The organism is Burkholderia sp. MSMB0856 (assembly GCF_001524645.2).
Classification (GTDB): domain Bacteria; phylum Pseudomonadota; class Gammaproteobacteria; order Burkholderiales; family Burkholderiaceae; genus Burkholderia; species Burkholderia diffusa.
Window position 1 is genome coordinate 220,904 of record NZ_CP013427.1, and the last position, 23,667, is coordinate 244,570.

Genomic DNA, 23,667 nt, shown 5'->3' on the forward strand with positions numbered 1-23,667 from the left:
TGTCGGCCTTTACAAAGCGCTTTCGCACATCGTCATCGAAGGATTCGCCATGCCAGCCCGTGCATTTTCCACTCCGTTTTCCGAACGCTTCGGCCTGCGCCTGCCGCTCGTGCAGGCGCCGATGGTCGGCGCGACCACGGCCGCGATGGTCGCGGCCGCATCCAATGCCGGCGCGCTCGGCAGTCTCGGCGCCGGCGCGTTCGAGCCGGATCGGCTCGCGACCGAAGTCGCCGCGATTCGCGCGGCGACCGCGCGTCCGTTCGCCGTGAACCTGTTCGTGTTGCCCGAGGCCGCGCCCGACGCGGCGACCGTCGCACGCGCGCTCGCCGCGATCGATCCGTTGAACGCGACGCTCGGGCTGCCGCCGGGCACCGCGCCCGCGCGCTACGCGCCCGACTTCCGCGCGCAATTCGACGCGCTCGTCGCACTGCGCGTGCCGGTCGCGAGCTTCACGTTCGGCGTGCTCGACGCGGCCGACGTCGCGCGCCTGAAGGCCGCCGGCACCTACGTGATCGGCACCGCGACGCACGTCGCCGAAGGGCGCGCGTGGCAGGCGGCCGGCGCCGACGCGCTGTCCGCGCAAGGCGCCGAAGCGGGCGGCCATCGCGGGACCTTCATCGGCTCGGCCGACGATGCGCTGATCGGCACGCTCGCGCTGGTGCCGCAGCTCGTCGATGCGACCGGCCTGCCTGTGCTCGCCGCGGGCGGCATCATGGACGGCCGCGGGATCGCCGCCGCGCTCGCGCTCGGCGCGCAGGGCGCGCAGCTCGGCACCGCGTTCCTGACGTGTGCGGAAAGCGCGATCGCGGCGGACTGGAAAGCGCGACTGCTCGCGAGCGCCGATACGTCGACGCAGGTCACGCGCGCGATCACGGGCCGCCATGCGCGCGGATTGCGCAATACGCTGATGACGCGGCTCGGCGAACGCGTGGCCGACGCCGCGCCGTACCCGGTGCAGAACGCGCTGACCCAGCCGCTGCGCCAGGCCGCCGCGCGCGCGAACGACGGCGACTACCTGTCGCTGTGGGCCGGGCAGGGCGCGCCGCTCGCGCGACGGCGTGCCGCCGCGCTCACGACGTCGCAACTCGTCGACGCGCTCGACGCTGAATGGCGCGCGACGGCCGGCTGACCGGCTCGTATCGAAGCGAGAAAAGCGCGTGTTGTCACGCGCGTTTCATTCAATGATCCCGCGCACAAAATACCGAATCGAAATGACGCGGGAATGCTTTGAATCAACCTTTCATCCGGCCGTCCGAGATTAGCGGAAACCCTTATCCGGTGGGGCTCGCGGCGATATTCGAGCATTCATTCCAAAGCGCCCATATCGGTAGTGTTACCACTACCCCAAAAAAGTCCCACAAATTAATTTGATCACCTACACTTGCGCGCAAGTACGGGCGGGCGGCCGCTACAAGCGACTGTTTCCCTACGTGCTTGAGGCCAAGTGCATGAACGATGCAACCGGCGAATCGTCCAGTGAATGCAAACACAGGGATGGCAGCGGGGCACCGGGCGATGGCGTTTATTGGGACCGAAACTGGAGACTTACATGAATATCAAGATGCAAAAGCTGTTGCCGATCACCGCAGCGGCGATGCTGTGCGCTGCAGCTGCAAGCAACGCGGCCGCCGATCAAGTCGTCAAGATCGGCCACGTCGCGCCCTTGACGGGCGGTATTGCACACCTGGGCAAGGACAACGAAAACGGCGCGCGTCTCGCAGTCGAGGAGATCAACGCCAAGGGTCTCACGGTCGGCGGCCAGAAGATCACGCTGCAACTCGACCCGCAGGATGACGCGGCCGACCCGCGGCAGGCCACGCAGGTTGCGCAGAAACTCGTCGACGACAAGGTCGTCGCGGTGGTCGGCCACCTGAACTCGGGCACGTCGATCCCGGCCTCGAAGATCTACAGCGATGCGGGCATCGTGCAGATCTCGCCGTCGGCGACCAACCCGGCTTACACGCAGCAAGGCTTCAAGACCACGTATCGCGTGGTGGCGACCGATGCGCAGCAGGGCCCGGCACTCGCGAACTACGCGCACTCGAAGGGCATCAAGAGCGTCGCGGTGGTCGACGATTCGACCGCATACGGCCAGGGCCTCGCGAACGAGTTCGAGAAGAAGGCGAAGGCGCTCGGCCTGAAGGTGATGTCGCACGACGCAACGAACGACAAGGCGGTCGACTTCCGTGCGATTCTGACCAAGATCAAGGGCGAGAATCCGGACGCGATCATGTACGGCGGCATGGACGCCACCGGCGGCCCGTTCGCGAAACAGGCGAAGCAGCTCGGCCTGCGCGCGAAGATCTTCGCGGGCGACGGCGTGTGCACGGAAAAGCTGGCCGACCTGGCCGGCGACGCGACCGACAACGTCGTGTGCTCGGAAGCCGGTGCTTCGCTCGAGAAGATGGCGGGCGGCGCGGCGTTCAAGGCGAAGTACGAGAAGCGCTTCGGCCAGCCGATCCAGATCTACGCACCGTTCACGTACGACGCCGTGTACATCATCGTCGATGCGATGAAGCGTTCGAACTCGACGGATCCGGCGAAGATTCTCGCGGCGATGCCGGCGACGAACTACTCGGGCGTGATCGGCACGACGACCTTCGACTCGAAGGGCGACCTGCAGCACGGCGTGATCTCGCTGTACAACTACAAGAACGGCAAGAAGTCGCTGCTCGACGAAGTGAAGATGTAAGCTGAAAAGCGGCCGACAGAAGGGGTAAAGGCGCGCCTGCGGCAACGCAGGCGCGCTTTCTTTTTGGCGAATCTGCAGCGGGTGGCGGGGCCGCCGCGGTCAGATCTTCAGGTGCGCGAGCACCTTCGGCGCGACGGCCGCGACGAGCGCCGCGCACAGCGCGACGACCGACAGGCCGACGGTCAGATTCACGGCCTGCGCGACCGCGCCGATCACGACCGGACCGAACAGCAGTCCGAAATACGCGAGCCCGGCCACGTGCGCGAGCCCTTCGGCCGCGTGGATGCCCTTCACGCGCGCGGCGGCGGCGAACAGCACGGGCATCATGTTCGCGAGGCCGATGCCCATCAGCGTGAAGCCCGTCAGCACGGCGATCGGGTTCGGCAGCAGCAAAGCGCCGATCATCCCGGCGCACGCGAGCGATGCGCTCGCGAACACGAGCTGCGGTGCGCCGAAACGCGCGCGCACCGCGTCGCCCGCGAATCGCGCGACCGCCATCCCGCCGGAGAATGCTGCATAGGCCGCGCTTGCGAGCGCGGGGCTCGCCGCGACGACGTCGCGCATGTAGACGGTCGCCCAGTCGTACATCGCACCTTCGGCGATCAGCGCGATCAGCGCGATGCCGCCCAGCATCCACAGCGCGGGTGAACGCCAACGGTTGCCGCCGCCGTGCGCGTGCTCGTGATGCGGCACGTGCGGCAGCACGGCCGGGCTAGCGACGAGCAGCACCGCCGCGCCGACGGCCGCCGCGAGCGCGAGATGCACGGCCGGCGCCATGCCGGCCGACAGCAGCGCGCCGCCGGCCGCCGCCCCCGACATCCCGCCGATGCTGAACATCCCGTGCAGCGACGACATGATCGGCTTGCCGAGCGCGATCTCGACCGCGCTCGCCTCCGCGTTCATCGCGACGTCGAGCGTCGCCATCGAGAAGCCGAACAGCGCGAGCACGACGAGCAGCATCCAGTAATCAGGCACGACGAGGATCAGCGCAGCGCATGCGGACATCACGAGCCCGCCCGCGAGGCACGCGGTGCGCGAGCCGACGCGCGCGATCCAGCGCGCGATCGTCAGCATCGCGGCGATCGAGCCGCCCGCGACCGCGAACAGCGCGATCGACAGCAGCCCCGGGCTCAACGCGAACTTGTCGCGCACGGTCGGCACGTGCACGCCCCACGACGCGTACATCATGCCGGCGATGAAGAACAGTGCCATCGTGGCCGTGCGTGCACGCTGGCGGACCGGCAAGGCCAGCAGGCGATGCGCGTCGGGCGGCGCGGCGAAGTCGGACGAGGATCGGGAGGAGGTTTCGGACACGGAGCGCTCTTGAATGGACGATGCGCGGGCGCGTCGCGCCCGTCGGATGGGTCCGATTCTATCGAACCGCTTACGGTCTTGCCGGCGCGCTGGCCGTTCGGCCGATCACGCTTCGGCGCGCGCCGCTTGCGCGTGCCGCGTCGGCCATTCGGCGGATGCCCGGCGGGACGCCGCCGCGAGTAACATCGGTGCGCAGGCGGCGTGCCCGAAGCGTTCCAGTGCGGCGCGTCATCGCCACCGTTGCCGCCCAGGCTTTTCGACCGCAGGAGTCACCGTGAACATCGATCCCGCCCTTGCCCTGCACCTGCTGCACCGCTGCGCGCTCGGCACGCTCGCGACCCACGCGCGCGAACCGCAAGGCTTTCCTTATCCGACGGTCGTGCCGTTCGCGCCCGATGCAAGTCACCGCCCGGTGATTCTCGTGAGCGGCCTTGCCGAACACACGCGCAACCTCACCGCGGATCCGCGCGCGGGATTCCTCGTCGTCGACGCGCCGGACGGCGACGTGCTGAACGCCGAGCGCGCAACGCTGCTCGGTCGCTTCGTGCCGCTCGGCGACGATCCGCATGTCGCCGCGCGCTACACGCGCTACGAGCCCGATGCCGGACGCTACCTCGCGCTCGGCGACTTCACGTTCTGGGCGCTCGACATCGAGCGGCTGCGCTACATCGGCGGATTTGGCCGGATGGGCTGGGTGGACGGCACCGGTCTCGATGCGCTGCCGCCGCTCGGGTTCGACGACGAGCGGGCGTTGTGGGATGCGTACGATTCGAGCGATGCGCGCCGCGACGGGCTCGACCTGCTCGGCGTCGATCGTCACGGCGCCGACTGGCGTTGCGACGGCCGCCGCGTGCGCACGCCCTTCGATTCGGTGCCGGGCGACGCCGGTGCGTTGCGCGAACGGTTGATTGCCTGCGCACGGGATGTGACGTGACGCCGCGGATACAAATGTGTCTGAATAGCGCCACGCGCCGTACGATTTTCCTGAACTTGTCGTCGGATGAAAGCTTTGATTTTTTCTCATGCAGGGTAATTGCGTATGTTGATAGGCCTATTACCCGATCAGTAATGTCCTAATCTCTATGCAAGTGCGTGAAAATTTGAGAAAAGGCCGCAGCCGGTCAAAATGACATGCGTGAATTTCAATTGGTCTCGGGATTTTCATGAATCTCGCTTCTATCAAATCCTTTTTGTGCTAATCTCTGCCTTCGAAAATCCGAGGCACAAATATTCCATGAATGGTGAGCCGGCTGCAGACCGGTGCCATTGGTCATATAGAAAGGAAAACTATGTCTTCTTACAAGGACCTGCTGGCCCAGCGGGAGAAGCTGGAGAAGCAAATCGAAGAAGCGAAGTCGCGCGAATACGCCGAAGTGCTGAATGACGTGAAGCAGAAAATTGCCGACTACGGCTTTTCGCTCGCCGAACTCGGCCTCAGCCGCGCGAAGGCAGGCAAGGTCGGTCGTCCGCGCGCAGGCGTGGCAGCCAAATACCGCGATCCGGAAACGGGCGCGACGTGGTCGGGCCGCGGCAAGCCGCCGCGCTGGATCGCCGGCAAGAACCGCGAACAGTTTGCGATTTAAACGATCGTTTAAGTCGACGTCTCAAAAAGAGCCGCGCATCCGCCAGGAGCGCGGCTTTTTGCATTCTGATATCGGAATGTATGTGCGTTGTCATGAAAATGTCAGAAACGGGTGTGAATGAAAATGCAACCCGTTCGCATAAGCGGTTGATTTGAATGGAAAATTTCGTGTTAACGGAATGCCGAAAGCGCGTCGTTTGATAGAATTCCGTATCCCAACCGATATCTCGTATTTCATGTCCACGTTTTCCGACGACGCGCAAAGCGCAGATAAGCACGCGGTCGCGCGCAAGAGCACCCTCGTCAGTATTGTGCTGAATGTGGTGCTTGCGACGTTTCAGATCGTCGTCGGCGTGGTTGCGCATTCGCAGGCATTGATTGCCGATGGCATCCATTCGATTTCCGATTTGATCTCGGATTTTGTCGTGCTGGTTGCGAATCGCCATAGTGGTGCATCGCCGGATGCCGATCACAATTACGGACACAGCCGTTATGAGACCGTCGCGTCGCTGTTTCTCGGCGCGATCCTGATCGCCGTCGGTATCGGCATGCTCTGGCGCGCCGGCGATCGTCTCGTCAATCTCGAAAACATCCCGGCCGTCCATTTTTCCGCGTTGATCGTCGCGCTGACCGTGCTCGTGTCGAAAGAGGCGCTGTTCCGCTACATGCTGCGCGAGGCACGGCGCGTGCGTTCGGCGATGCTCGTCGCGAACGCGTGGCATGCGCGCTCGGACGCCGCTTCATCGCTCGTCGTCGCGATCGGCATCGTCGGCAGTCTCGCCGGCGTGCGGCTGCTCGACCCGATCGCCGCGGCGATCGTCGGTTTCATGGTCGCGCGCATGGGCTGGACGTTCGGCTACGACGCGCTTCAGGACCTGTCGGATCGCGCACTCGACACCGCCGACACGGCCGAGATCCGCGCGCTGCTCGAGGCGACGCCGGGCGTGCGCGACGTGCACGACCTGCGCACGCGCAAGATGGGCGATGCGGCGCTCGTCGACGCGCACATCCTCGTCGATCCGATGATTTCCGTCTCCGAAGGTCATTACATCGCGGAAACCGCACGTGCGCGCGTGCTGCGCGACCCGCGCGTGCTCGACGCGCTGATCCACGTCGACCCGGAGAACGACACGGCGCGCCGTCCGGCGCTCGCGCTGCCGCCGCGTGCCGAGATCACGGCGCGGCTCGAGGCCGCGCTCGCGCAACGCGGGCTGCATCCGGCCGCGATCAATCTGCACTACTTGAGTACGGGGCTCGAGATCGACGTGACGCTGGACGCCGGCGCGGGCGATACCGATGCGGCGCTGGCCGGCCGGCTCGACGTCGACGCGCTGAAGCGGCAGTTCGGCGCGCGCCGGATCGGCTTCACGCGCGGGCTGCCCGCGCAGGCCTGAGCGGCGCGGGCGACCGCGGGCCGCGCGTTACAGCGGCAGTTGCGTGTCGAACTTGATTTCGCGCAGCACGACGCTCGTGCGCACCTGCGACACGGCCGGGATCTTGAAGATCCGTTCGTGCAGGAAGACGTCGTAGGCCTTGATGTCGGGGGCGACGATCTTGAGGATGTAATCGGCCTCGCCCGTCGTGCTGTAGCACTCGGTGACTTCCGGGCAGGTCGCGATCTCGCGCTCGAACTGCTCGACGCCGCCTTCGTTGTGACGGGTCAGGTGCACGTGCGCGAGCGCGCACACGTGCAGGCCGAGCTTCTCGCGATCGAGCAGCGCGGTGTAGCGCTGGATCACGCCGGACTGTTCCATGTCCTTGATGCGGCGCCAGCACGGCGTGCTCGACAGGCCGACCTGGTCGGAGATTTCCTGCACGGAACGGCGCGCGTCGAGCTGCAACAGGCGAAGGATTTTTTGCGAAAAGGAATCGAGCGTCACCTGCGCCTCCATGCGGCAGCTACAACACGCTGAATGTTAGAGGGCCGGGAAAGGAAAGGCAATCTGGCGGCGCGTCGCTGAGCGAGATTCGCTAATTTGCACGCGGATCCGTGGGATTTTGTCCCGCCCCCGCCTGCTCCGACCGATCGGTGTCGCCCACCGCGAGGCCCGCGAGCGCGGCCTGCTGGCGGCGCAGGTCGGCGAGCATGTTGCAGAACAGCGCGCCTTGCTCGATCGCGTCGTCGAGCGCGACGTGCGTGTGCGGATGATCGTCGAACCAGTGCTTCGGAAAGCGCGGCTTGATCGCCTTGCGGTACGGCAGGCCCGTCATCGCGAACGCGAGCGTCTTGATGTCGAGCGCCGACCACGAGAACGGGCAGCGTCCGGCGAAGCGCATCATGTACCAGAACATGAACGTGAAATCGAAGCCGGCCGGCATCGCGACGAACACCGGCTTGCCGGGCAGCGCCTCGACCCACTCGACGTACGCGACGAGCGCGGCCTCGGGCGCCTGCAGGTCGCGCCGGCACGCGGCCCACGCTTCCGGTTCCGTCTTCCACCACGCTTCCTGCACCGGATGGGCCTGCGCGCCGGGCAGCGTCTCGAGGTTCGCCGAGAACGTCGCGATCAGCTGCTTGTCCTCGGTATAGGCGGCCGACGCGAAGCTCAGCATCGAGTGCGGGCCGGGAATCGGGCCGTCGGCCTCGACGTCGGTGCTGACGTAGATTTCGGGGATGGCGGTCTGGTTCATCCGAACACCTTGTCGGACACGAACGGATTCGTGCGGCGCTCGTCGCCGAAGGTCGAGACCGGGCCGTGGCCCGGCACGAACGTCACGTCGTCGCCGAGCGGCCACAGCTTCTCCTTGATCGAACGCACGAGGTCCGCGTGGTTGCCGCGCGGGAAATCGGTGCGGCCGATCGAGCCGGCGAACAGCACGTCGCCGACGATCGCGACGCGATGCGCGCGGCTGAAGAACACGACGTGGCCGGGCGTGTGGCCCGGGCAGTGATAGACCTCGAGCGTCTCGTCGCCGAACTGCACGGTGTCGCCGTCGTTCAGCCACTGGTCCGGCTCGAACGCCTCGGCGGCCGGGAAGCCGAAGCGCTGGCTCTGCATCGGCAGTTGCTCGATCCAGAAGCGCTCGTCTTCCTGCGGTCCCACGATCGGCACGCCGTAGTGCGTCGCGAGCGCCTTCGCGCCCGCGCAGTGATCGACGTGGCCGTGCGTGAGCAGCACCTTCTCGACCTGCACGTTCTGCCGCGCGATCTCCTGTTCGATCCGTTCGATGTCGCCGCCCGGATCGACGACGGCGGCGCGGCCGGTCTTTTCGCAGACGAGCAGCGAGCAGTTCTGCTGGAACGGCGTGACCGGAATGAGCGTGACTTTCATGGAGGCACCGGCGGCTAAAAGGAGCGATTGTACCGGTCGCGCGCGCTGCCTGCCGCCTCTGCGGCGCGGCGTCGGACGCGCTGCTCAGGGCAATCCCGGAGCATTCCGATTGTTACAGCCATAGTGAGAATCAATGGTCCGGACGGGGCGCTTTTCGAGCCGGGGTTTTGGTTTATGTATAATGCCGCCCATTGCGCGTGAATTTCACGCAATTCGCTGGTGTTTCGGCCCCGTTAAAAAAAGGGGTGTCGGATCACCGTCAAGCATCGACCGCCGGGGAGTCCGGCGGTGTATCCAGCACCGAGCATTCGGTGCTCACGTCTTGTCCGGCCGGGTGCTGCGCGCCCGTTCTGCGGCCCTGCTGCCGCGCCGCCGGATGAGGCCTGTGCCGCCGTTCCTGTGCGTTGGCTGTATGCAGCGCGCGCGAACTTGAAGCCATGTTCGATGGCGGCATGTGGGGTCTGGTCAGGCTGCCGGGGACAGGTTGCGCCAGACGTGAAAACTAATCAGGACGGTTGCGGCAGAGACGAAAGCCGCGCCCATGCTAGCCGCCTGCTCGCGTAGCCGAGCGGGGCGTGCACGCATTTGCCGTCCGGGCCGCGTATCTGCGTTGTTGAGCAGCGTTGTATCGGTGCGGCCCGAACCAGAAGGCGACACGTCGATGAACTTTCGATTTCCGACTCGATTCGGGACCATTGCATTATTTTTTGCGCTGACGGGCTGTGCGGTGCCACCCAGCCAGACCACCAGCAGCGCCAACCAGAAGAACGCGGTCAGCAAGACGGCCGCTGCCGCGAAAGCGGATGACGACAAGCAGCAACTGAATTTCGATTCCGCGCTGGCATCGATGCCGGCTGCCGACAGCAAGGACGCGAAGAAGTCGTCGCTGGCGGACGCCGAGCCGATCGACGGCAAGGACGTGTCCGACTTCCGCCAGACGGGCCGGGCATCGTGGTATGGCCGGGATTTCCACGGCCGCCGCACCGCGAACGGCGAGCGTTTCAACATGAACGCGCTGACCGCCGCGCACCGCACGCTGCCGCTGTCGTCGTACATCAAGGTGACGAATCCGTCGAGCGGCAAGTGGGTCGTCGTGAAGGTCAACGATCGCGGGCCGTACAAGCGTGGCCGCGTGCTCGACCTGTCGTACGCCGCCGCCAAGATGATCGGCCTCGTGCATGCCGGCACGGGCCGTGTGAAGATCGAAGGGCTGTCGCCGCAGGAAGCGCGCGAGGCGCGCGACGAAATGTTCGCGTCGCTGTCGTCGAAGTAACGCGGCGGTTCGTCCGCTCATGCAAAAGGGCTGCCCTCGGGCAGCCCTTTTTCGTTTCCGCGTGCCGGGCGGTGGACGCCGCCCGTGCTCGCGCGTCAGCCTTCCTTCAGCGCCAGGGCGCGCGCATACAACGTGTTGCGCGATGCGCCCGTCAGCGCGGCCGCGAGCTTCGCCGCGCTCTTCACCGGCACTTCTTCCAGCAGCAGCTTCAGCAGCGCGTCATGCGCGGTGTCGTCGGCTTCGCCGACGTCGGCCGGCGCGCCTTCGACGACCAGGACGAACTCGCCGCGCTGGCGGTTCGCATCGCCGGCGAGCCAGCTCTGTCCTTCGGCCAGGGTGCCCTGGAACAACTGCTCGTGTAGCTTGGTGAGCTCGCGTGCGATCAGCAGCCGGCGCGCCGGGCCGAACGCGTCGGCGAGGGCGGCGACGGTGTCCGCGATCCGGTGCGGCGCTTCGTAGAACACCAGCGCGTACGGGTGCCGCACGAGCGCCTGCAGCGCGCTCGCACGCTGCTTCGGCTTCGGCGGCAGGAAGCCCGCGAACGTGAACGCGCCGGCCCAGTCGCCGGCCACGCTCAGCGCGGTCACGGCCGCGCTCGGGCCCGGCAGCGGAATCACCGTGAAGCCGGCCGCGCGCACGGCGTCGACGAGCCGGGCGCCGGGGTCCGAAATGCCGGGCGTGCCGGCGTCCGACACGTACGCGACGCGTTCGCCGGCGCGCAGCAGCTCGATCACGCGCAGCGCGGCTTCGCGCTCGTTGTGCTCGTGCACGGCGACGAGCGGTTTCGAGATGCCGTAGCGGGCCAGCAGCTGGCCGGTGTTGCGGGTGTCTTCGGCCGCGATGCGGTCGGCGAGGCCGAGCACGTGCAGCGCGCGCAGCGTGATGTCGGCGGTGTTGCCGATCGGCGTCGCGACCACGTAGAGCGCGGCGTCCGGGTAGTGCTGCGTTTGCGCAAGTTCGAGGAGGGCAGTCATGGCAGGCAATGCGCGCAATCGCGGCGCAAGCGGAACAAGGACGGCATTGTGCCACGCGGCGCCGGCCGCGCCGGGCAACAAGGGCGGTTTGCCGACCGGCGGCGGCAACTTTTCCGGCACGGCGCGATCCAGATCGATTGGCGCGACGTTCGAGCAGCGCGCGCGGCAGTTCCTGGAGCGTCGCGGTCTCGCTTTCGTCGCGGCGAACGTGACGATGCGCGGCGGCGAACTCGACCTCGTGATGCGCACGCCCGACGGCACGCTCGTGTTCGTCGAGGTGCGCGCGCGGCGCAGCGCCCGGCATGGCGGCGCGGCTGCGAGCATCGGCTTGCGCAAGCGGCGGCGTCTGGTCGCGGCCGCGCTCCATTACTGGGCGCGGCACGGCGCGGGTGCCGCATGCCGTTTCGACGTCGTCGCGTTCGAGGCCGGTCGGCTCGAGTGGCTGCGCGATGCATTTCGTGCCGATGATGTGTAGCCGCGAGCTGTGACGAGATGTAAAGAGTTCTTGTCGTACCCCCGGAGAGGGTGCCGGAGTGCGGTAAACTCGCCGCACCCATGACGTTGCGCGCTGCGTACCGTGCGCGCCCAGTTCACCAGGAATCGATGTCAGTCGAACGTATTCAGCAACATTTCCGCGACAGCGCCGCGCTTCACGTCGAAGCGGCCGATGCGCTGTCGCTGCCGATCGCAGCCGCGGTCGACGCGATGTTCGCCGCGCTGGCGAACGGCAACAAGATCGTCGCATGCGGAGATGGCCCGTCGGCCGCCGCAGCGCATTACCTCGCCGTGTCGCTCGTCGGCGGCTTCGAGCGCGAGCGTCCGGGCCTGCCCGCGATCGCGCTGGCCACCGATGCGTCGCAGGGCGGTCTCACGGGGGCCGCCGCCGCCGATCAGCTGTTCGCGCAGCAGGTGCGTGTGCTCGGGCAGACCGGCGACATCCTGCTGGTGCTCGACGCGAGCGGCGCGTCGCCGCGCGTGCTGGCCGCGATCGACGAGGCGCACGAGCGCGAGATGACCGTCGTCGCGCTGACGGGCGGCGACGGCCATGCCGTAGCCGCCGCGCTGTCCGACACCGATATTCCGATCAGCGTGCCCGCCTCGCGTGCGGCGCGCGTCCACGAAGTCCATCTGCTGACCATCCACTGCCTGTGCGACGGCATCGACGCGATGCTGCTGGGTGAGGATTGAACGAAGGAGAGCCGTCGATGAATCAAAGTCGCGTCAAACAGACGCTCGTCAGAACCACGTTGCTCGCCGCGCTGACGGCGGGCCTCGCGATGTCGCTGCAGGGCTGCGTGCTCGGCGTGCTTGGGGCGGCGGCCGGCGGCGGCGCGCTGATCGCGACCGATCGCCGCACGCTCGGCGCGCAGACCGAGGATCGCGAGATCCAGGTCAAGTCGCTCTCGCAGATCAACAACGGGCTGCCGGACCAGTCGCACGTGAACGTGACGGTGTTCAACCGTCGCGTGCTGCTGACGGGCGAAGTGCCGAACAACGCGTCGAAGCAGCGCGCCGAGGAAATCGTGCGCGGCATCAACAACGTGAACGGCATCGTCAACGAGCTGTCGGTCGAGCCGTCGTCGTCGCTGTCGTCGCGCGCGAACGACTCGTACCTCGAAGGGCGCGTGAAGTCCGAGCTGATCGCGACGAAGGGGCTGTCGGCGAACTACTACAAGGTCGTCAGCGAGCGCGGCAACGTCTATCTGATGGGGCTCGTGACGGTCGACGAAGGCAATCGCGGCGCCGATGCGGCCAGCCAGGTGCCGGGCGTCGAGAAGGTCGTCAAGGTGTTCCAGTACATCCAGCCGCAGGACGCGCAGGCGTTGCAGGCCGCGTCGCCGAGCGGGGCGTCCGGCGCGCAACCCGCCGCCGCGCCCGCGGATGCCGCGACGGTCGGTGCGGTGCCCGATGCGTCGGTCCAGTCCACGCCGCTGCAACCGCCGGCGCCGATCTCGAATTCGTCGAGCGTGCACCCGGGCAATCCGAAGGCAACGCCGCAATGAAGTCGACGCAGATGAAGTTCTGGCAATGGATGGTGCAGGGCGCCGCAGCCGCGGCGCTCGCGGCCGGTGTGCTCGGCACGGCGCAGGCGGACGTCGGCGACGGCCTCAAGGTCGCGCGCGGCAACGCGTGCATGGGCTGCCACGCGGTGGACCGCAAGCTCGTCGGTCCGTCGTTCAAGGACATCGCCGCCCGCTACAAGTCCGATCCGCAGGCCGTCGCGAAGTTGTCGAAGAAGGTGAAGGACGGCGGCTCCGGCGTCTGGGGCGCGATTCCGATGCCGGCGCATCCGCGCATGAGCGACGCGGATCTGCGCTCCGTGGTCGAATGGGTACTGGCTGGCGCGCCGTCAAAGTAATGCGCCGGGGGTGACGGAACCCCTATTGCCAAGCGCAGAAATGCGTGTGTATGATGGTCGACTGTTGGGGCGGTAGCTCAGCTGGGAGAGCGTCGCGTTCGCAATGCGAAGGTCGGGAGTTCGATCCTCCTCCGCTCCACCAACGGAATTCGAAGGGCTCGGTCGCCAGACCGAGCCCTTTTTGTTTTTCGTATGTCCGCTCCGCGGCCGTCATCCGCGCCCGAAACTCGGCCGCTTCGGATCGTACGTCCACCCCGGCACCAGATACCGCATCGCCATCGCATCGTCGCGCGCCGTGCCGCCGACTTGCCCGTAAAGCGCATGAGCCGCCTCGACCTGCGCCATGTCGAGTTCGATCCCGAGCCCAGGGCGCTCGGGCACGGCCACCTGGCCGCCGACGATCTCGAGCGGCTCGCGTGTGAGCCGCGCGTCGCCTTCCTGCCAGATCCAGTGCGTGTCGATCGCGGTAATCGTGCCGGGCGCCGCCGCGGCCGCATGCGTGAACATCGCCAGCGACACGTCGAAGTGGTTGTTCGAGTGCGAACCCCACGTGAGCCCCCAGTCGCGGCACAGCTGCGCGAGCCGCACCGAACCCTGCATCGTCCAGAAGTGCGGATCGGCGAGCGGAATGTCGACCGCCTGCAGCCGCACCGCGTGATCCATCTGCCGCCAGTCCGTCGCGATCATGTTGGTCGCGGTCGGGATGCCGGTCGCGCGGCGGAATTCGGCCATCACCTCGCGGCCCGAGTAGCCGGCTTCCGGCCCGCACGGGTCCTCCGCATATGCGAGCAGATGACCTTGCCCGCGGCATAGCGCGACGGCTTCGTCGAGCGACCACGCGCCGTTCGGGTCGAGCGTCGCGCGCGCGTCGGGAAAGCGCGCCTTGATCGCCGCGATCGCTTCCATCTCGTCCGCGCCGGCCATCACGCCGCCCTTCAGCTTGAAATCGACGAAGCCGTAGCGCTCGACCGCGGCCTCGGCCTGCCGCGCGATCGCGGCCGGCGTGAGCGCGGCTTCGTTGCGCAGCCGGAACCACGGATCGGCCGCGTGCGTCTCGTCGCGATACGGCAGGTCGGTGCGGCGCCGCTCGCCGATGTAGAACAGGTACGCGAGCATCGGCACCGCGTCGCGCTGCTGGCCTTCGCCGAGCAGCGCCGCGACGGGCACGTCGAGATGCTGGCCGAGCAGGTCCAGCAGCGCGGCCTCGATCGCGGTGATCACGTTGTCGAGTCGCAGGTTGATCTCGTGCGGCTGGCGCAGCACGGCGGCCTCACCGGCCGACGTCACCTCGTGCCGGATCGTGCGTCCTGCCGCCGCGCCGGTGCCGGACAACGCCGCGCGCACCGCATTGAGCGTCGCCTGGTAACGCCCGATCGACTGGCCGACCACGAGATCGGTCATCCGTTCGAGCGCCTGGCGGATGCCTTCGCCGCCGGGTACTTCGCCGACGCCCGTGTGGCCGCTGCTGTCGTCGAGGATCACGAGGTTGCGCGTGAAATACGGCGCGTGCGCGCCGCACAGGTTCAGCAGCATGCTGTCGCGGCCGGCGACGGGAATCACCTGCATGCGCGTGACGCGCGGCGTGCCGGCACGGCGGGATTCGGACATCGGTTCGCTCCTGGTTCCGGTCATGCGCGGGCCGCCGGACGCGCCGGCACGGCCCACGCCGTTCAGTTCAGCTCGACGCGACGAATTTCGCCGACGACGAACAGGTAGCAGATCACGGCGACGAGCGCGTGCGCGACGACGTACACCAGCGCGCCGTTGAACGAGCCGCTGCGGTCGACGATGTAGCCGATCGCGATCGGCGTCGTGATGCTGGAAAGATTGCCGCACGTGTTGAGCAGCGCGCCGCTCAGGCCGGCGATCTGGCGCGGCGCGGTATCGGCGTTGACGGCCCAGCCGAGCGCGCCGAGCCCCTTGCCGAAGAACGACAGCGCCATGAACAGCACGACGAGCACGTGCGAATCGGTGTAGTTGCAGACGATCATCGACATCGACAGCAGCATGCCGATCACGATCGGCACCTTGCGCGCGACCGACAGCGACTGGCCCTGCTTGAGCAGCGCGTCGGACACGATGCCGCCGAGAATCCCGCCGAGGAACCCGCACACGGCAGGGATCGACGCGACGAGCCCCGCGTTGAGGATCGACATCCCGCGCGCCTGCACGAGATAGACGGGAAACCACGTGATGAAGAAGTAGGTGAGGGCGTTGATGCAATACTGCGCGACGTACACGCCGACGAGCATCCGGTTCCTCAGCAGCGCCTTCACGTGACGCATCGACGGGCCGCCGTCGCGCGCGCCGGTCGCCTGGTCGATGTTGACGAGCGCACCGCCTTCGGTGAGGTAGTCGAGCTCCGCGCCGTTGATGCGCGGGTGCGCCTTCGGGTCGTACATCGTGCGGTTCCACACCAGCACGAACGCGAAGCCGAGCACGCCCATCACCGCGAACACCGACTGCCAGCCGTACGCGTGCACGAGCCAGCCCATCAGCGGCGCGAACAGGACGGTCGCCGCGTATTGCGCGGCGTTGAAGATCGCCGATGCGGTGCCGCGCTCCGCGGCCGGAAACCACGTGGACACGATCCGGCTGTTGGCCGGGAACGACGGCGCCTCGGCCGCGCCGACCAGGAAGCGCAATCCGAACAGCAGCGCGAACGCGGCCGCGCCGCCGACGAAGCCGATGCCGCCCTGAAGCAGCGTGAACAGCGACCAGAAGAAGATGCTGAACGCATAGACGACGCGCGACCCGAAGCGGTCGAGCAGCCAGCCGCCGGGCAGTTGCGCGATCACGTACGACCAGCCGAACGCCGAGAAGATGAAGCCCATCTGCACATGGCTCAGATGCATCGCGCGGGCCAGCGCCGGGCCCGCGATCGCGATCGCCGCGCGATCCGCGTAGTTGATCGTCGTGACCGCGAACAGCACGATCAGCACGAGCCAGCGCACGCGGGTGCGCCGGGCCGTTGCCGACGCGGACGCCGGCAATGCGTGAAGCGGATTCATGACTGTCTCCTCCGAAGGGCGGAAGGTGCCGTCGAGCGGCTGCGCGTCGGTGCGCGCGTTTTTTCGTGGTCATCTTGCCGGCCGGAGGCCGGACGCCGATGCGCGGAGGCGGGCGTCCGGGTCATTCTGGCATGGCGAAAATCACGCTTTCATGCCAATTGCTGACTTGATCGATTCAGGAATTGGATCGATCCGTGGCGTCGACACGTCTCTTTTTACCCGGGTGATATTGACAACCAATTTATACCCGGATAAAAATAGCGTCATTCCGATTTCTGCCCACGGGCGACCACGATGACGCTCTCCACACTTCTCCCTTCCTTCACGGCGTTCGACGGCCACCGGCGCGTCGCGTCGGGCCCGCTCGCGACGGTGGCGGTGGCGGTCCGGCAGGCGGCCGGCGACGCGATGTCCGGCACGATCGTGATCTTCGACGACGCGACCGGCCGCTCGATCGACCTCGACCTGCGCGGCACGGCCGACGATATTCGTGCGCGTTACGCGCCCGTGCCGGGCGAGGCGTCCGCACCCGCCGGCGAGCCGGCCGGCGCGGCCGAACAACGCGGCCGTGGCCGTCCGAAGCTCGGTGTCGTCTCGCGCGAGGTCACGTTGCTGCCGCGTCACTGGGACTGGCTCGCCGCGCAGCCGGGCGGCGCGTCCGTCGCGCTGCGCAAGCTGGTCGAGGACGCGCGGCGCACGCACGCGGCAGCCGACCGGCGCCGCGACGCGCAGGCGCGCGCGTACCACTTCATGTCCGCGATCGCGGGCGACCTGCCCGGATTCGAGGAGGCCGCGCGTGCGCTCTATGCAAACGACCTTGAGCGGATGGCCGAGCTGATCGCCGGCTGGCCCGACGACGTGCGCGGCCATGCGCTCGCGCTGGCGCGCGGCGATCTGCCACCGTCGACCGAAGACTGCTGACGGAGCACGCGACGCGATGACGACATTCGATCTGAACCGCGGCGCGATCGCGCCGGTCGCCGACGAAGTCGACCTCGTCGATCTGCGCGTGACCGGCACGATCCCGCCCGAACTCGACGGCACGCTGCTGCGCAACGGCCCGAATCCGCCGGGCGGCCGTTTCGAGGGCAACGACGTGCTGTCGTGGTGGCCGGAAGCGGCGATGCTGCACGCGATCGCATTCGAACGCGGTCGCGCGGCCGGCTACCGGAACCGCTGGGCGCGCACGCGCCGCTGGGCCGACGTACACGCGCCGGAGCAGGCGCCGCACCTGCCCGACACGAATCCGAACGTGAACGTGCTGCAGCACGCCGGCGAATTGCTCGCGCTGGCGGAAGGCGGCGCGCCGCTCGCGATCACGGCCGCGCTCGACACGCTCGGTGCGCCCGCGCGGCACGCGGCGTTCGGCGGCGCGATGACCGCGCATCCGAAGGTCGATCCGGTGACGGGCGAACTGATCCTGTTTCGCGCGGACTGGCGCGCGCCGTGGCTGCGCTATGGCGTTGCCGACGCGCAGGGCGTGCAGCGCGTCGACCTCGCCGTCGACGTGCGCGCGCCGTCGATGATGCACGACCTCGCGATCACCGAAACCCGCAGCCTGCTGCTCGACCTGAACGTCGGCTACGACTTCGCGATGCTGAAGCAGGGGCACCGGATGCCGCTGCGCTGGCACGACGACCGCGACGCGCGGATCGGCGTGATGCCGCGCCACGGCGGCGACGTGCGCTGGTTCGGCATCGAGCCGTGCTTCATCCAGCACGTCGTGAACGCGTACGACTGCGATGCGTCGTGCATCGTGCTCGATGCGGTGCGCTATCCGTGGTTCCTGCGGCTCGACGCGCGCACGGGCCGCTTCGCTGACAACCCGGTCGGCGAGCTGTGGCGCTACGTGATCGATACCGCGAACGGGCTGATCGACGAGGGGCCGCTCGCCGACGGCGGTATCGAGCTGCCGCGCATCAACGAAAGCCGGACGGGGCGCCGCTACCGTTATCTGTATGCGGTCGAGCAGCCGAACAACGCCGAAATGCGCGGCGTGATGCGCTTCGACCACGTGCGCGGCACGACGACGCGTTACGCGGTGCCGGCCGGCGACCAGAACGGCGAGCCGGTGTTCGTGCCGCGCCCGGGCGGCGCCGACGAGGACGACGGCTGGCTGCTGGTGGTGGTCTACCGCGCGGCGACGGATACGAGCGACGTCGTGATCCTCGATGCGCGCGCGATCGACGCGGCGCCGGTCGCGACGGTGCACCTGCCGCGCCGCGTGCCGGCCGGGTTCCACGGCGCGTGGGTGCCGCGCGAGCGTCGGGCGTGAGCGGCCGTGCGCGTCACTGCGCGCGCAACGCGTCGACGATGTTCAGCCGCGCGGCGCGCATCGCCGGCAGGAACCCGCCGACGAGCCCCATCACCAGCGAGAACAGCAGTGTCTTCACGACGATCGCGGGCGTCAGCACGAAGCGGAACGACAGGTCGGAGAAGGTCTGGAAGTTGGTCGTCGAGAACGACGCGAACTCCATCAGCGATGCGCACGCGAGCCCCGCGACGCCGCCGACGAAGCCGAGCAGCAGCGCCTCCAGCAGGAACGCGGCGAGCACGTTCATGCGCTTGAAGCCGAGCGCGCGCAGCGTGCCGATCTCGGCGGTGCGGTTCGCGACCGACGCATACATCGTGATCATCGCGCCGATCATCGCGGCGATCGAGAAGATCGTCGACAGCGTGATGCCGAGGATGTTGATGAAGGTCGACAGCGCCTTCGACTGGTCGCCGTAAAACGTCTGCTCGCGTTTCGCTTCATCCGTCAGGCGCGGGTCGACGTCGATATCGGCCTTGAAGCGCGCGAAGCCGTCGGCGCTCGGGATGCGCAGCACCATCGACGAATAGCTGGTGCGCCGGAACGACTGCATCAGCTGGTCGACGTCGCCCCAGATCTCCGAGTCGAAGCCGCTGCCGCCCGCATCGAAGATGCCGACGACGGTCCAGTCGCGCTGCGCGAAATGCAGGCTGTCGCCGAGCTGCGTGCCGCTGAAGCCTTTCGCGATCGCGCTGCCGACGACGATTTCCGACGAGCCCGGCGCGAACGCGCGGCCGGCCACGAGCTTCACGCGCGGACGCAGCGCGAGGCCGGCCGGCGACACGCCGCGGATCACGACGTTCGACGGCTTGCCGCTCGACGTCTTCACGAGCGAGATCAGCACGACGGCTTCCTTCGACACCCGCGGCCGGCCATCGGGGCCGAGCGCCACGGCCGGATGCATCTCGAGCGCGTTGGCCTGCTGGTGGTCGATCGCGCTCTGAATCTCGGTTTCCGCGCCCTTGCGGATCACCACGACGTTGTCCGGTTCGCCGGTCGACACGAGCGTCTGCGTGAGCCCCGCGTCGAGCATCTGCACCGTCGCGAACACGAAGATCACGAGCGCCATCCCGCCCGCGGTGAGCGCGGTGGTGAGCCGGCGGGTCCACAGATTGCGCGCGATGTAGGTCAGCGGAATCGCCATGCGCTTATCCGATCGCCCGCAGGCCTTCGACCACGCGCACGCGCGCCGCCTGCCACGCCGGCACGAGCGCGGCCGCGAGGCCGACCGCGACCGAGCACGCGGCCTGCAGCACCATCGTTTCGGTCGACACCTTGAACACCGGGAAGATGCCGCCCGCGGCCTGCTTGAAGAGGCTCGCGGCCGGCGGTGTCGCGAGCATCGCGAGCCCGCCGCCGACCACCGCGATCACGACAGATTCGCCGAACACGATCAACGCGAGAAAGCCGGGGCCGAAGCCGAGCGCCTTCAGCGTCGCGTATTCGGCGGTGCGTTCGCGCGCGCTCATCGCCATCGCGTTCGCCATCACGGCCATGATGATCAGGATCACCACATACGACACGACGCGGATCGCCGCGATGATCTGGTTCGACATCGCGACGAAGCCCAGCTGGAACGCCTGCTCGGTCTCGGTCAGCGTTTCGGCGAGCGAGTTCTTGAACACCGCGTCGACGTTGCGCGCGATCGCGGCGCCGTCGTCCGGGTTCGCGACGCCGAGCACGAATACGCCGACCTGGTCGGCCTGCTTCGGCGTGCGCTTGCGCACCGTCTCGTTCAGGTAGTCCCAGTGAAATACCAGCTGGCGCGTGATCGTCGAGTCGTCGCGGCCGTCGAGAATGCCGCGCACGACGAAATCCCACGTGCCCGGATAGATCGTGCCTTTCAGCGGAATCACGTCGCCGACCTTGAAGCCGAACTGCGTCGCGAGCTGGCGCCCGACGAGGCAGCCGCGGCGGTCACGGTCGTAGTCGGCGCGCTGCTGCGCCGGGAGGATGAATTCCGGATACAGGTCGAGGTAGTTCTCCGACACCGCGAAGCTCGCGAAGAAGTTCTTCGGGTCGCGGTAGATGCCGCCGAACCAGTTCGAGCGGACCACGGCGGTCACGCCGTCGACGCCGCGGATCCGGTTCTCGTAGCTGACCGGCAGCGGAAACACGAGCGAGATCGCGTTGCGCGTGACGAGCCGGCCGCTGGATGCGGCGGCCGCGCCCGCGTACCACGCGTCGACGACGGTGTGCAGCAGTCCGAACGCCAGCACCGCGATGGTCAGCCCGAGCACGGTCAGCAGCGTGCGCAGCCGGTGCCGCAGCGCATTGCGCGCGATCAGCTTCAGCACGTACATCGTGCGCGCTCCCGTCCGTCAGACGGCGTGCCCATCGATCAGCTCCCCTTTTTCCAGATGCACGAGCGAGCGCGCGGCGGCGGCCGCGTGCGCGTCGTGGGTCACCATGATGATCGTCTTGCCGAGTTCGGCGTTCATCCGCTGCAGCATCGCGAGCACGTCGGTGGCCGATGCGCGGTCGAGGTCGCCGGTCGGCTCGTCGGCGACGATCAGCACCGGATCGGTGATCAACGCGCGCGCGATCGCGACGCGCTGCTGCTGGCCGCCCGACAGCTCGGACGGGTAATGGGTCGCCCGGTCGCCGAGGTGCACCATGTCGAGCACCAGCTCGACGCGCTCGCGCCGTTCGCGGCGCGACAGGTGCGTGAGCATCAGCGGCAGCTCGACGTTCTCGAACGCGGTGAGCACGGGCATCAGGTTGTAGAACTGGAAGATGAAGCCGACGTTCGCCGCGCGCCATTCGGCCAGTTGCGCTTCCTCGAGCCGCGAGATGTCGAGGCCGCCCACGCGCAGCTCGCCGCTGTCGGGCCGGTCGATGCCGGCGACCAGATTGAGCAGCGTGCTCTTGCCGGAACCCGACGGCCCCATCAGCGCGACGAAGTCGCCTTCGCCGATGTCGAGCGTGATGTCGGTCAGCACGGGCACGACCTGGTTGCCGCGCCGGTACGACTTCGCGACGTGGCTGATCTCGACGAGCGGCGGCGCGGCGTCGTTCACGCGCGCCACGCTACTTCTTGGCGACGGTCACTTTCGCGCCGTCCTTCAGCTTCGCGCCCGGCGCGAGCACGACCGTGTCGCCGGGCTTCACGCCGCGGATCGCGACGAGTTCGCCGATCCGCGCGCCCTTGGTCACCGCCGCCGCATGCACGGTGTCGTCCTTCACGACGAACACGACCGGCCGGCCGTCGCGCTCGACCACGGCGCTCGCCTGCACGGCCGTCACCGGCTGCCGGTCCTGCGGCGACGCGGGCTTCGACAGGAACGCGATCTTCGCGCTCATGTCGGGCAGCACGCGCTCGTCGCGGTCGACGAAACGCACCTTCACGAGCACCGTCGCCTTCGAGCGGTCGACGGTCGGCACGATGCGCGACACGCGGCCCGCGAAGCGCATGTCGGGCAGCGCGTCGAGCTGGATCTCGCACGGCTGCTCCGCGCGGATCTTCGCGATGTTCGATTCGGCGACGTCGGCCTCGACCTCGAGCGTGTCCATGTCGGCGATCGTCACGACCGCGCCCTTGCTGTCCGACGCGGACGAGAACGGCGTGATGTTGTCGCCGACGTTCGCGTGTTTTGCCAGCACGATGCCGTCGAACGGCGCGCGGATCACGGTCTGATCGACCGCGACCTGCGCGGCCTGTGCATTGGCTTCGGCGGACGCGATCGCGGCCTCGTCGCTGTTGACCGACGCGCGCGCCTTGTTCACGCGAGCCGTGTCGATGTCGAGCTGCGCGGCCGGCACCGCGCCCTTCGGCGCGAGCGCGGCGGTGCGGCGCAGCGCGATCTGCGCGTCCTTCAGCTCCGCCTGAGCGACGCCGAGGTTGGCGCGGGAGACTTGCGCCTGCGCGCGGGCCTGTGCCAGCGACGCCTGCACGTCGCGGCTTTCGAGCCGCGCGATGATCTCGTCCTTCTTCACGCGCGTGCCTTCGAGCACGCCGAGCCATTCGACGCGCCCCTGGCCCTTCGACGCGACCGCGGCCTTGCGCTGCGGCACGACGTAGCCGGTCGCGTTGAGCTGGGTGTCGTTCTGGTACGGGTAGGCGGATGTGACGGCGGTCGTGTCGACCGTCGGGCGGCCGGTGAGCGCCAGCGCGACGACGATCGCGACGATGACGAGCGCGGCGGCGACCGCATAGCGGACCCGCCGGCGCCGGCGTGGCGCGGCTGCGACAGGACGCCGGTCGATTTTCAGTTTGTCCAGATTGTGATCGGGCAATTTGGGCGCCTCGCGACGGCGGCGGTCTCGCGACCGGCCGCGTCCGGTTGGGACGGAAGGAGGCCAGTATAGCGTCGCCGCCGCGGGCGCGAGAGACGGTTTGTCGGACGATTGATGCACGTGCCGCGGCGCGTCGCGTGGGCCCGAAACCGGCGCCTACGGGGAAACCCGAAGGAGGCAAGCCGCATGTCAACTCGTCGTGCGGGCGACGCGTTATGGAGCCAGTGCATCAGAATTTGTCGAGGCGGAAAGGCAGGCGCCGACCCGCCCGGCGGCGACCGGCAGCCCGGCGCGACTGATGTTCCGATGCGGATGCCTCGCATCTCTTACCGGTACGTTTGACTTTTTCTCCGCTAAAGGAAGAACAATGAAGAAGACGCTCGCTTCGATCATGACCGCAGCATTCGCTCTCGCATCGGTTTCGGCATTCGCACAGGCGTCGGCGCCGGCAGCCGACACGTCGGCCGCGGCATCGGCACCGGCCAAGAAGGATCACAGCAAGCCGAAGCACCAGCTGAAGCGGCACGGCTCGGCCAAGGGCAAGGCGAAGGCCGCAGCCGCTTCGGCCGCCGGCACGAACGACGCAGGCGCGCAGAACTAAGCACGCTTCGCCGGGGCTGGCCCTGCCGGCCGCCCGTCGCGA

25 protein-coding genes and 1 tRNA gene are annotated in these 23,667 nt (G+C 67.9%); 15 read left to right on the forward strand and 11 right to left on the reverse strand.

Translation table 11 applies throughout. The features are described from left to right. Positions 1–49 precede the first annotated feature (49 nt). The gene (locus tag WS87_RS01970) at positions 50–1,129 is read left to right on the forward strand and encodes an NAD(P)H-dependent flavin oxidoreductase (RefSeq protein WP_059816572.1); all 1,080 of its coding nucleotides are present in this window, start codon (positions 50–52) and stop codon (positions 1,127–1,129) included. 420 nt (positions 1,130–1,549) lie between these two features. Further along, entirely contained in the window at positions 1,550–2,692 is a 1,143-nt protein-coding gene (locus WS87_RS01975) for a branched-chain amino acid ABC transporter substrate-binding protein (protein ID WP_059816575.1), read from the forward strand. 99 nt (positions 2,693–2,791) lie between these two features. On the opposite strand, the gene WS87_RS01980 is transcribed toward WS87_RS01975, so the two are convergent. Continuing rightward, a complete protein-coding gene (locus WS87_RS01980) occupies positions 2,792–4,006 on the reverse strand; it encodes an MFS transporter (protein ID WP_059816578.1) in 1,215 nt (404 codons plus the stop codon). Between the two features lie 274 nt (positions 4,007–4,280). Here WS87_RS01980 and WS87_RS01985 point away from each other — a divergent pair, with 274 nt between their 5' ends. From WS87_RS01985 to WS87_RS01995, 3 genes are all read left to right on the forward strand, one after another. After that, positions 4,281–4,940, forward strand: a complete 660-nt coding sequence (locus WS87_RS01985) for a HugZ family pyridoxamine 5'-phosphate oxidase (protein WP_059816582.1) — start codon at positions 4,281–4,283, stop codon at positions 4,938–4,940. 355 nt (positions 4,941–5,295) lie between these two features. After that, positions 5,296–5,589 carry an H-NS histone family protein gene (locus WS87_RS01990; RefSeq protein ID WP_006491875.1) on the forward strand — a complete coding sequence of 98 codons (294 nt, stop codon included), beginning with the start codon at positions 5,296–5,298 and terminating at the stop codon, positions 5,587–5,589. A 235-nt stretch (positions 5,590–5,824) separates the two neighbouring features. Beyond that, positions 5,825–6,982 carry a cation diffusion facilitator family transporter gene (locus WS87_RS01995; protein WP_059533450.1) on the forward strand — a complete coding sequence of 386 codons (1,158 nt, stop codon included), beginning with the start codon at positions 5,825–5,827 and terminating at the stop codon, positions 6,980–6,982. Between the two features lie 27 nt (positions 6,983–7,009). On the opposite strand, the gene WS87_RS02000 is transcribed toward WS87_RS01995, so the two are convergent. From WS87_RS02000 to WS87_RS02010, 3 genes are all read right to left on the reverse strand, one after another. Continuing rightward, positions 7,010–7,480, reverse strand: a complete 471-nt coding sequence (locus WS87_RS02000) for an Lrp/AsnC family transcriptional regulator (RefSeq protein WP_006477376.1) — start codon at positions 7,478–7,480, stop codon at positions 7,010–7,012. Between the two features lie 79 nt (positions 7,481–7,559). Next, a complete protein-coding gene (locus WS87_RS02005) occupies positions 7,560–8,219 on the reverse strand; it encodes a hypothetical protein (RefSeq protein WP_059452651.1) in 660 nt (219 codons plus the stop codon). Continuing rightward, positions 8,216–8,860, reverse strand: coding sequence for an MBL fold metallo-hydrolase (locus WS87_RS02010; RefSeq protein WP_059533448.1), 645 nt, complete (start codon positions 8,858–8,860; stop codon positions 8,216–8,218). Before WS87_RS02010 ends, WS87_RS02005 begins: the two co-directional genes overlap by 4 nt. Positions 8,861–9,521: 661 nt before the next feature. Between WS87_RS02010 and WS87_RS02020 the strand changes: the two genes are divergently transcribed. Then, positions 9,522–10,133, forward strand: coding sequence for a septal ring lytic transglycosylase RlpA family protein (locus tag WS87_RS02020; protein ID WP_059691546.1), 612 nt, complete (start codon positions 9,522–9,524; stop codon positions 10,131–10,133). Positions 10,134–10,228: 95 nt separating this feature from the next. On the opposite strand, the gene rsmI is transcribed toward WS87_RS02020, so the two are convergent. Beyond that, positions 10,229–11,107 carry a 16S rRNA (cytidine(1402)-2'-O)-methyltransferase gene (gene rsmI / locus WS87_RS02025; protein ID WP_059816586.1) on the reverse strand — a complete coding sequence of 293 codons (879 nt, stop codon included), beginning with the start codon at positions 11,105–11,107 and terminating at the stop codon, positions 10,229–10,231. 46 nt (positions 11,108–11,153) lie between these two features. On the opposite strand from rsmI, the gene WS87_RS02030 reads away from it, so the two are divergent. The 5 genes from WS87_RS02030 (at position 11,154) to WS87_RS02050 (ending at position 13,608) form a co-directional block, all read left to right on the forward strand. After that, positions 11,154–11,582, forward strand: a complete 429-nt coding sequence (locus tag WS87_RS02030; protein WP_175907868.1) for a YraN family protein — start codon at positions 11,154–11,156, stop codon at positions 11,580–11,582. 128 nt (positions 11,583–11,710) lie between these two features. Beyond that, positions 11,711–12,295 (forward strand): SIS domain-containing protein, encoded by a 585-nt coding sequence (locus tag WS87_RS02035; protein ID WP_059816592.1) that lies wholly within the window; start codon positions 11,711–11,713, stop codon positions 12,293–12,295. Between the two features lie 17 nt (positions 12,296–12,312). Next, the gene (locus WS87_RS02040) at positions 12,313–13,110 is read left to right on the forward strand and encodes a BON domain-containing protein (protein ID WP_059533438.1); all 798 of its coding nucleotides are present in this window, start codon (positions 12,313–12,315) and stop codon (positions 13,108–13,110) included. Further along, the gene (locus WS87_RS02045) at positions 13,107–13,466 is read left to right on the forward strand and encodes a c-type cytochrome (protein ID WP_059699681.1); all 360 of its coding nucleotides are present in this window, start codon (positions 13,107–13,109) and stop codon (positions 13,464–13,466) included. Before WS87_RS02040 ends, WS87_RS02045 begins: the two co-directional genes overlap by 4 nt. Positions 13,467–13,532: 66 nt before the next feature. Next, positions 13,533–13,608: transfer RNA gene (locus WS87_RS02050), tRNA-Ala, on the forward strand. A 68-nt stretch (positions 13,609–13,676) separates the two neighbouring features. Here WS87_RS02050 and WS87_RS02055 read toward each other — a convergent pair. Together WS87_RS02055 and WS87_RS02060 are read right to left on the reverse strand one after the other, a co-directional pair. Then, positions 13,677–15,074, reverse strand: coding sequence for an enolase C-terminal domain-like protein (locus WS87_RS02055; RefSeq protein ID WP_059816664.1), 1,398 nt, complete (start codon positions 15,072–15,074; stop codon positions 13,677–13,679). Between the two features lie 62 nt (positions 15,075–15,136). Beyond that, positions 15,137–16,477: an MFS transporter gene (locus WS87_RS02060; protein ID WP_059816595.1), complete on the reverse strand. Its 1,341-nt coding sequence runs from the start codon at positions 16,475–16,477 to the stop codon at positions 15,137–15,139. On the opposite strand from WS87_RS02060, the gene WS87_RS33460 reads away from it, so the two are divergent. From WS87_RS33460 to WS87_RS02070, 3 genes are read left to right on the forward strand one after another with little or no spacing between them, the layout of a single operon-like run. Beyond that, positions 16,476–16,775 carry a hypothetical protein gene (locus tag WS87_RS33460; protein WP_159085629.1) on the forward strand — a complete coding sequence of 100 codons (300 nt, stop codon included), beginning with the start codon at positions 16,476–16,478 and terminating at the stop codon, positions 16,773–16,775. The two genes, WS87_RS02060 and WS87_RS33460, sit on opposite strands and share 2 nt — an antisense overlap. After that, positions 16,772–17,398, forward strand: coding sequence for a DUF2239 family protein (locus WS87_RS02065; RefSeq protein ID WP_059816598.1), 627 nt, complete (start codon positions 16,772–16,774; stop codon positions 17,396–17,398). Before WS87_RS33460 ends, WS87_RS02065 begins: the two co-directional genes overlap by 4 nt. Before the next feature lie 16 nt (positions 17,399–17,414). Further along, positions 17,415–18,752, forward strand: a complete 1,338-nt coding sequence (locus WS87_RS02070) for a carotenoid oxygenase family protein (protein ID WP_059816666.1) — start codon at positions 17,415–17,417, stop codon at positions 18,750–18,752. A gap of 13 nt (positions 18,753–18,765) precedes the next feature. On the opposite strand, the gene WS87_RS02075 is transcribed toward WS87_RS02070, so the two are convergent. From WS87_RS02075 to WS87_RS02090, 4 genes are read right to left on the reverse strand one after another with little or no spacing between them, the layout of a single operon-like run. Then, the gene (locus WS87_RS02075) at positions 18,766–19,932 is read right to left on the reverse strand and encodes an ABC transporter permease (RefSeq protein WP_059533414.1); all 1,167 of its coding nucleotides are present in this window, start codon (positions 19,930–19,932) and stop codon (positions 18,766–18,768) included. A 4-nt stretch (positions 19,933–19,936) separates the two neighbouring features. Further along, positions 19,937–21,091, reverse strand: a complete 1,155-nt coding sequence (locus WS87_RS02080; protein ID WP_059816601.1) for an ABC transporter permease — start codon at positions 21,089–21,091, stop codon at positions 19,937–19,939. 18 nt (positions 21,092–21,109) lie between these two features. Then, positions 21,110–21,808: an ABC transporter ATP-binding protein gene (locus WS87_RS02085; protein WP_059816669.1), complete on the reverse strand. Its 699-nt coding sequence runs from the start codon at positions 21,806–21,808 to the stop codon at positions 21,110–21,112. Positions 21,809–21,818: 10 nt separating this feature from the next. After that, entirely contained in the window at positions 21,819–23,024 is a 1,206-nt protein-coding gene (locus WS87_RS02090; RefSeq protein ID WP_059816605.1) for an efflux RND transporter periplasmic adaptor subunit, read from the reverse strand. A 367-nt stretch (positions 23,025–23,391) separates the two neighbouring features. Between WS87_RS02090 and WS87_RS02095 the strand changes: the two genes are divergently transcribed. After that, on the forward strand, positions 23,392–23,625 hold the full coding sequence (locus WS87_RS02095) for a hypothetical protein (protein ID WP_040126461.1): 234 nt from the start codon (positions 23,392–23,394) through the stop codon (positions 23,623–23,625). Positions 23,626–23,667 lie beyond the last annotated feature (42 nt).

Bases quoted from the DNA above. Each gene is read 5' to 3' on its own strand.
- WS87_RS01970 (WP_059816572.1), top strand. From the start codon at position 50: ATGCCAGCCCGTGCATTTTCCACTCCGTTTTCCGAACGCTTCGGCCTG.
- WS87_RS01975 (WP_059816575.1), top strand. From the start codon at position 1,550: ATGAATATCAAGATGCAAAAGCTGTTGCCGATCACCGCAGCGGCGATG.
- WS87_RS01990 (WP_006491875.1), top strand. From the start codon at position 5,296: ATGTCTTCTTACAAGGACCTGCTGGCCCAGCGGGAGAAGCTGGAGAAG.
- WS87_RS01995 (WP_059533450.1), top strand. From the start codon at position 5,825: ATGTCCACGTTTTCCGACGACGCGCAAAGCGCAGATAAGCACGCGGTC.
- WS87_RS02000 (WP_006477376.1), bottom strand. From the start codon at position 7,480: ATGGAGGCGCAGGTGACGCTCGATTCCTTTTCGCAAAAAATCCTTCGC.
- WS87_RS02005 (WP_059452651.1), bottom strand. From the start codon at position 8,219: ATGAACCAGACCGCCATCCCCGAAATCTACGTCAGCACCGACGTCGAG.
- WS87_RS02010 (WP_059533448.1), bottom strand. From the start codon at position 8,860: ATGAAAGTCACGCTCATTCCGGTCACGCCGTTCCAGCAGAACTGCTCG.
- WS87_RS02020 (WP_059691546.1), top strand. From the start codon at position 9,522: ATGAACTTTCGATTTCCGACTCGATTCGGGACCATTGCATTATTTTTT.
- rsmI (WP_059816586.1), bottom strand. From the start codon at position 11,107: ATGACTGCCCTCCTCGAACTTGCGCAAACGCAGCACTACCCGGACGCC.
- WS87_RS02035 (WP_059816592.1), top strand. From the start codon at position 11,711: ATGTCAGTCGAACGTATTCAGCAACATTTCCGCGACAGCGCCGCGCTT.
- WS87_RS02040 (WP_059533438.1), top strand. From the start codon at position 12,313: ATGAATCAAAGTCGCGTCAAACAGACGCTCGTCAGAACCACGTTGCTC.
- WS87_RS02045 (WP_059699681.1), top strand. From the start codon at position 13,107: ATGAAGTCGACGCAGATGAAGTTCTGGCAATGGATGGTGCAGGGCGCC.
- WS87_RS02055 (WP_059816664.1), bottom strand. From the start codon at position 15,074: ATGTCCGAATCCCGCCGTGCCGGCACGCCGCGCGTCACGCGCATGCAG.
- WS87_RS33460 (WP_159085629.1), top strand. From the start codon at position 16,476: ATGACTGTCTCCTCCGAAGGGCGGAAGGTGCCGTCGAGCGGCTGCGCG.
- WS87_RS02060 (WP_059816595.1), bottom strand. From the start codon at position 16,477: ATGAATCCGCTTCACGCATTGCCGGCGTCCGCGTCGGCAACGGCCCGG.
- WS87_RS02065 (WP_059816598.1), top strand. From the start codon at position 16,772: ATGACGCTCTCCACACTTCTCCCTTCCTTCACGGCGTTCGACGGCCAC.
- WS87_RS02070 (WP_059816666.1), top strand. From the start codon at position 17,415: ATGACGACATTCGATCTGAACCGCGGCGCGATCGCGCCGGTCGCCGAC.
- WS87_RS02075 (WP_059533414.1), bottom strand. From the start codon at position 19,932: ATGGCGATTCCGCTGACCTACATCGCGCGCAATCTGTGGACCCGCCGG.
- WS87_RS02080 (WP_059816601.1), bottom strand. From the start codon at position 21,091: ATGTACGTGCTGAAGCTGATCGCGCGCAATGCGCTGCGGCACCGGCTG.
- WS87_RS02095 (WP_040126461.1), top strand. From the start codon at position 23,392: ATGAAGAAGACGCTCGCTTCGATCATGACCGCAGCATTCGCTCTCGCA.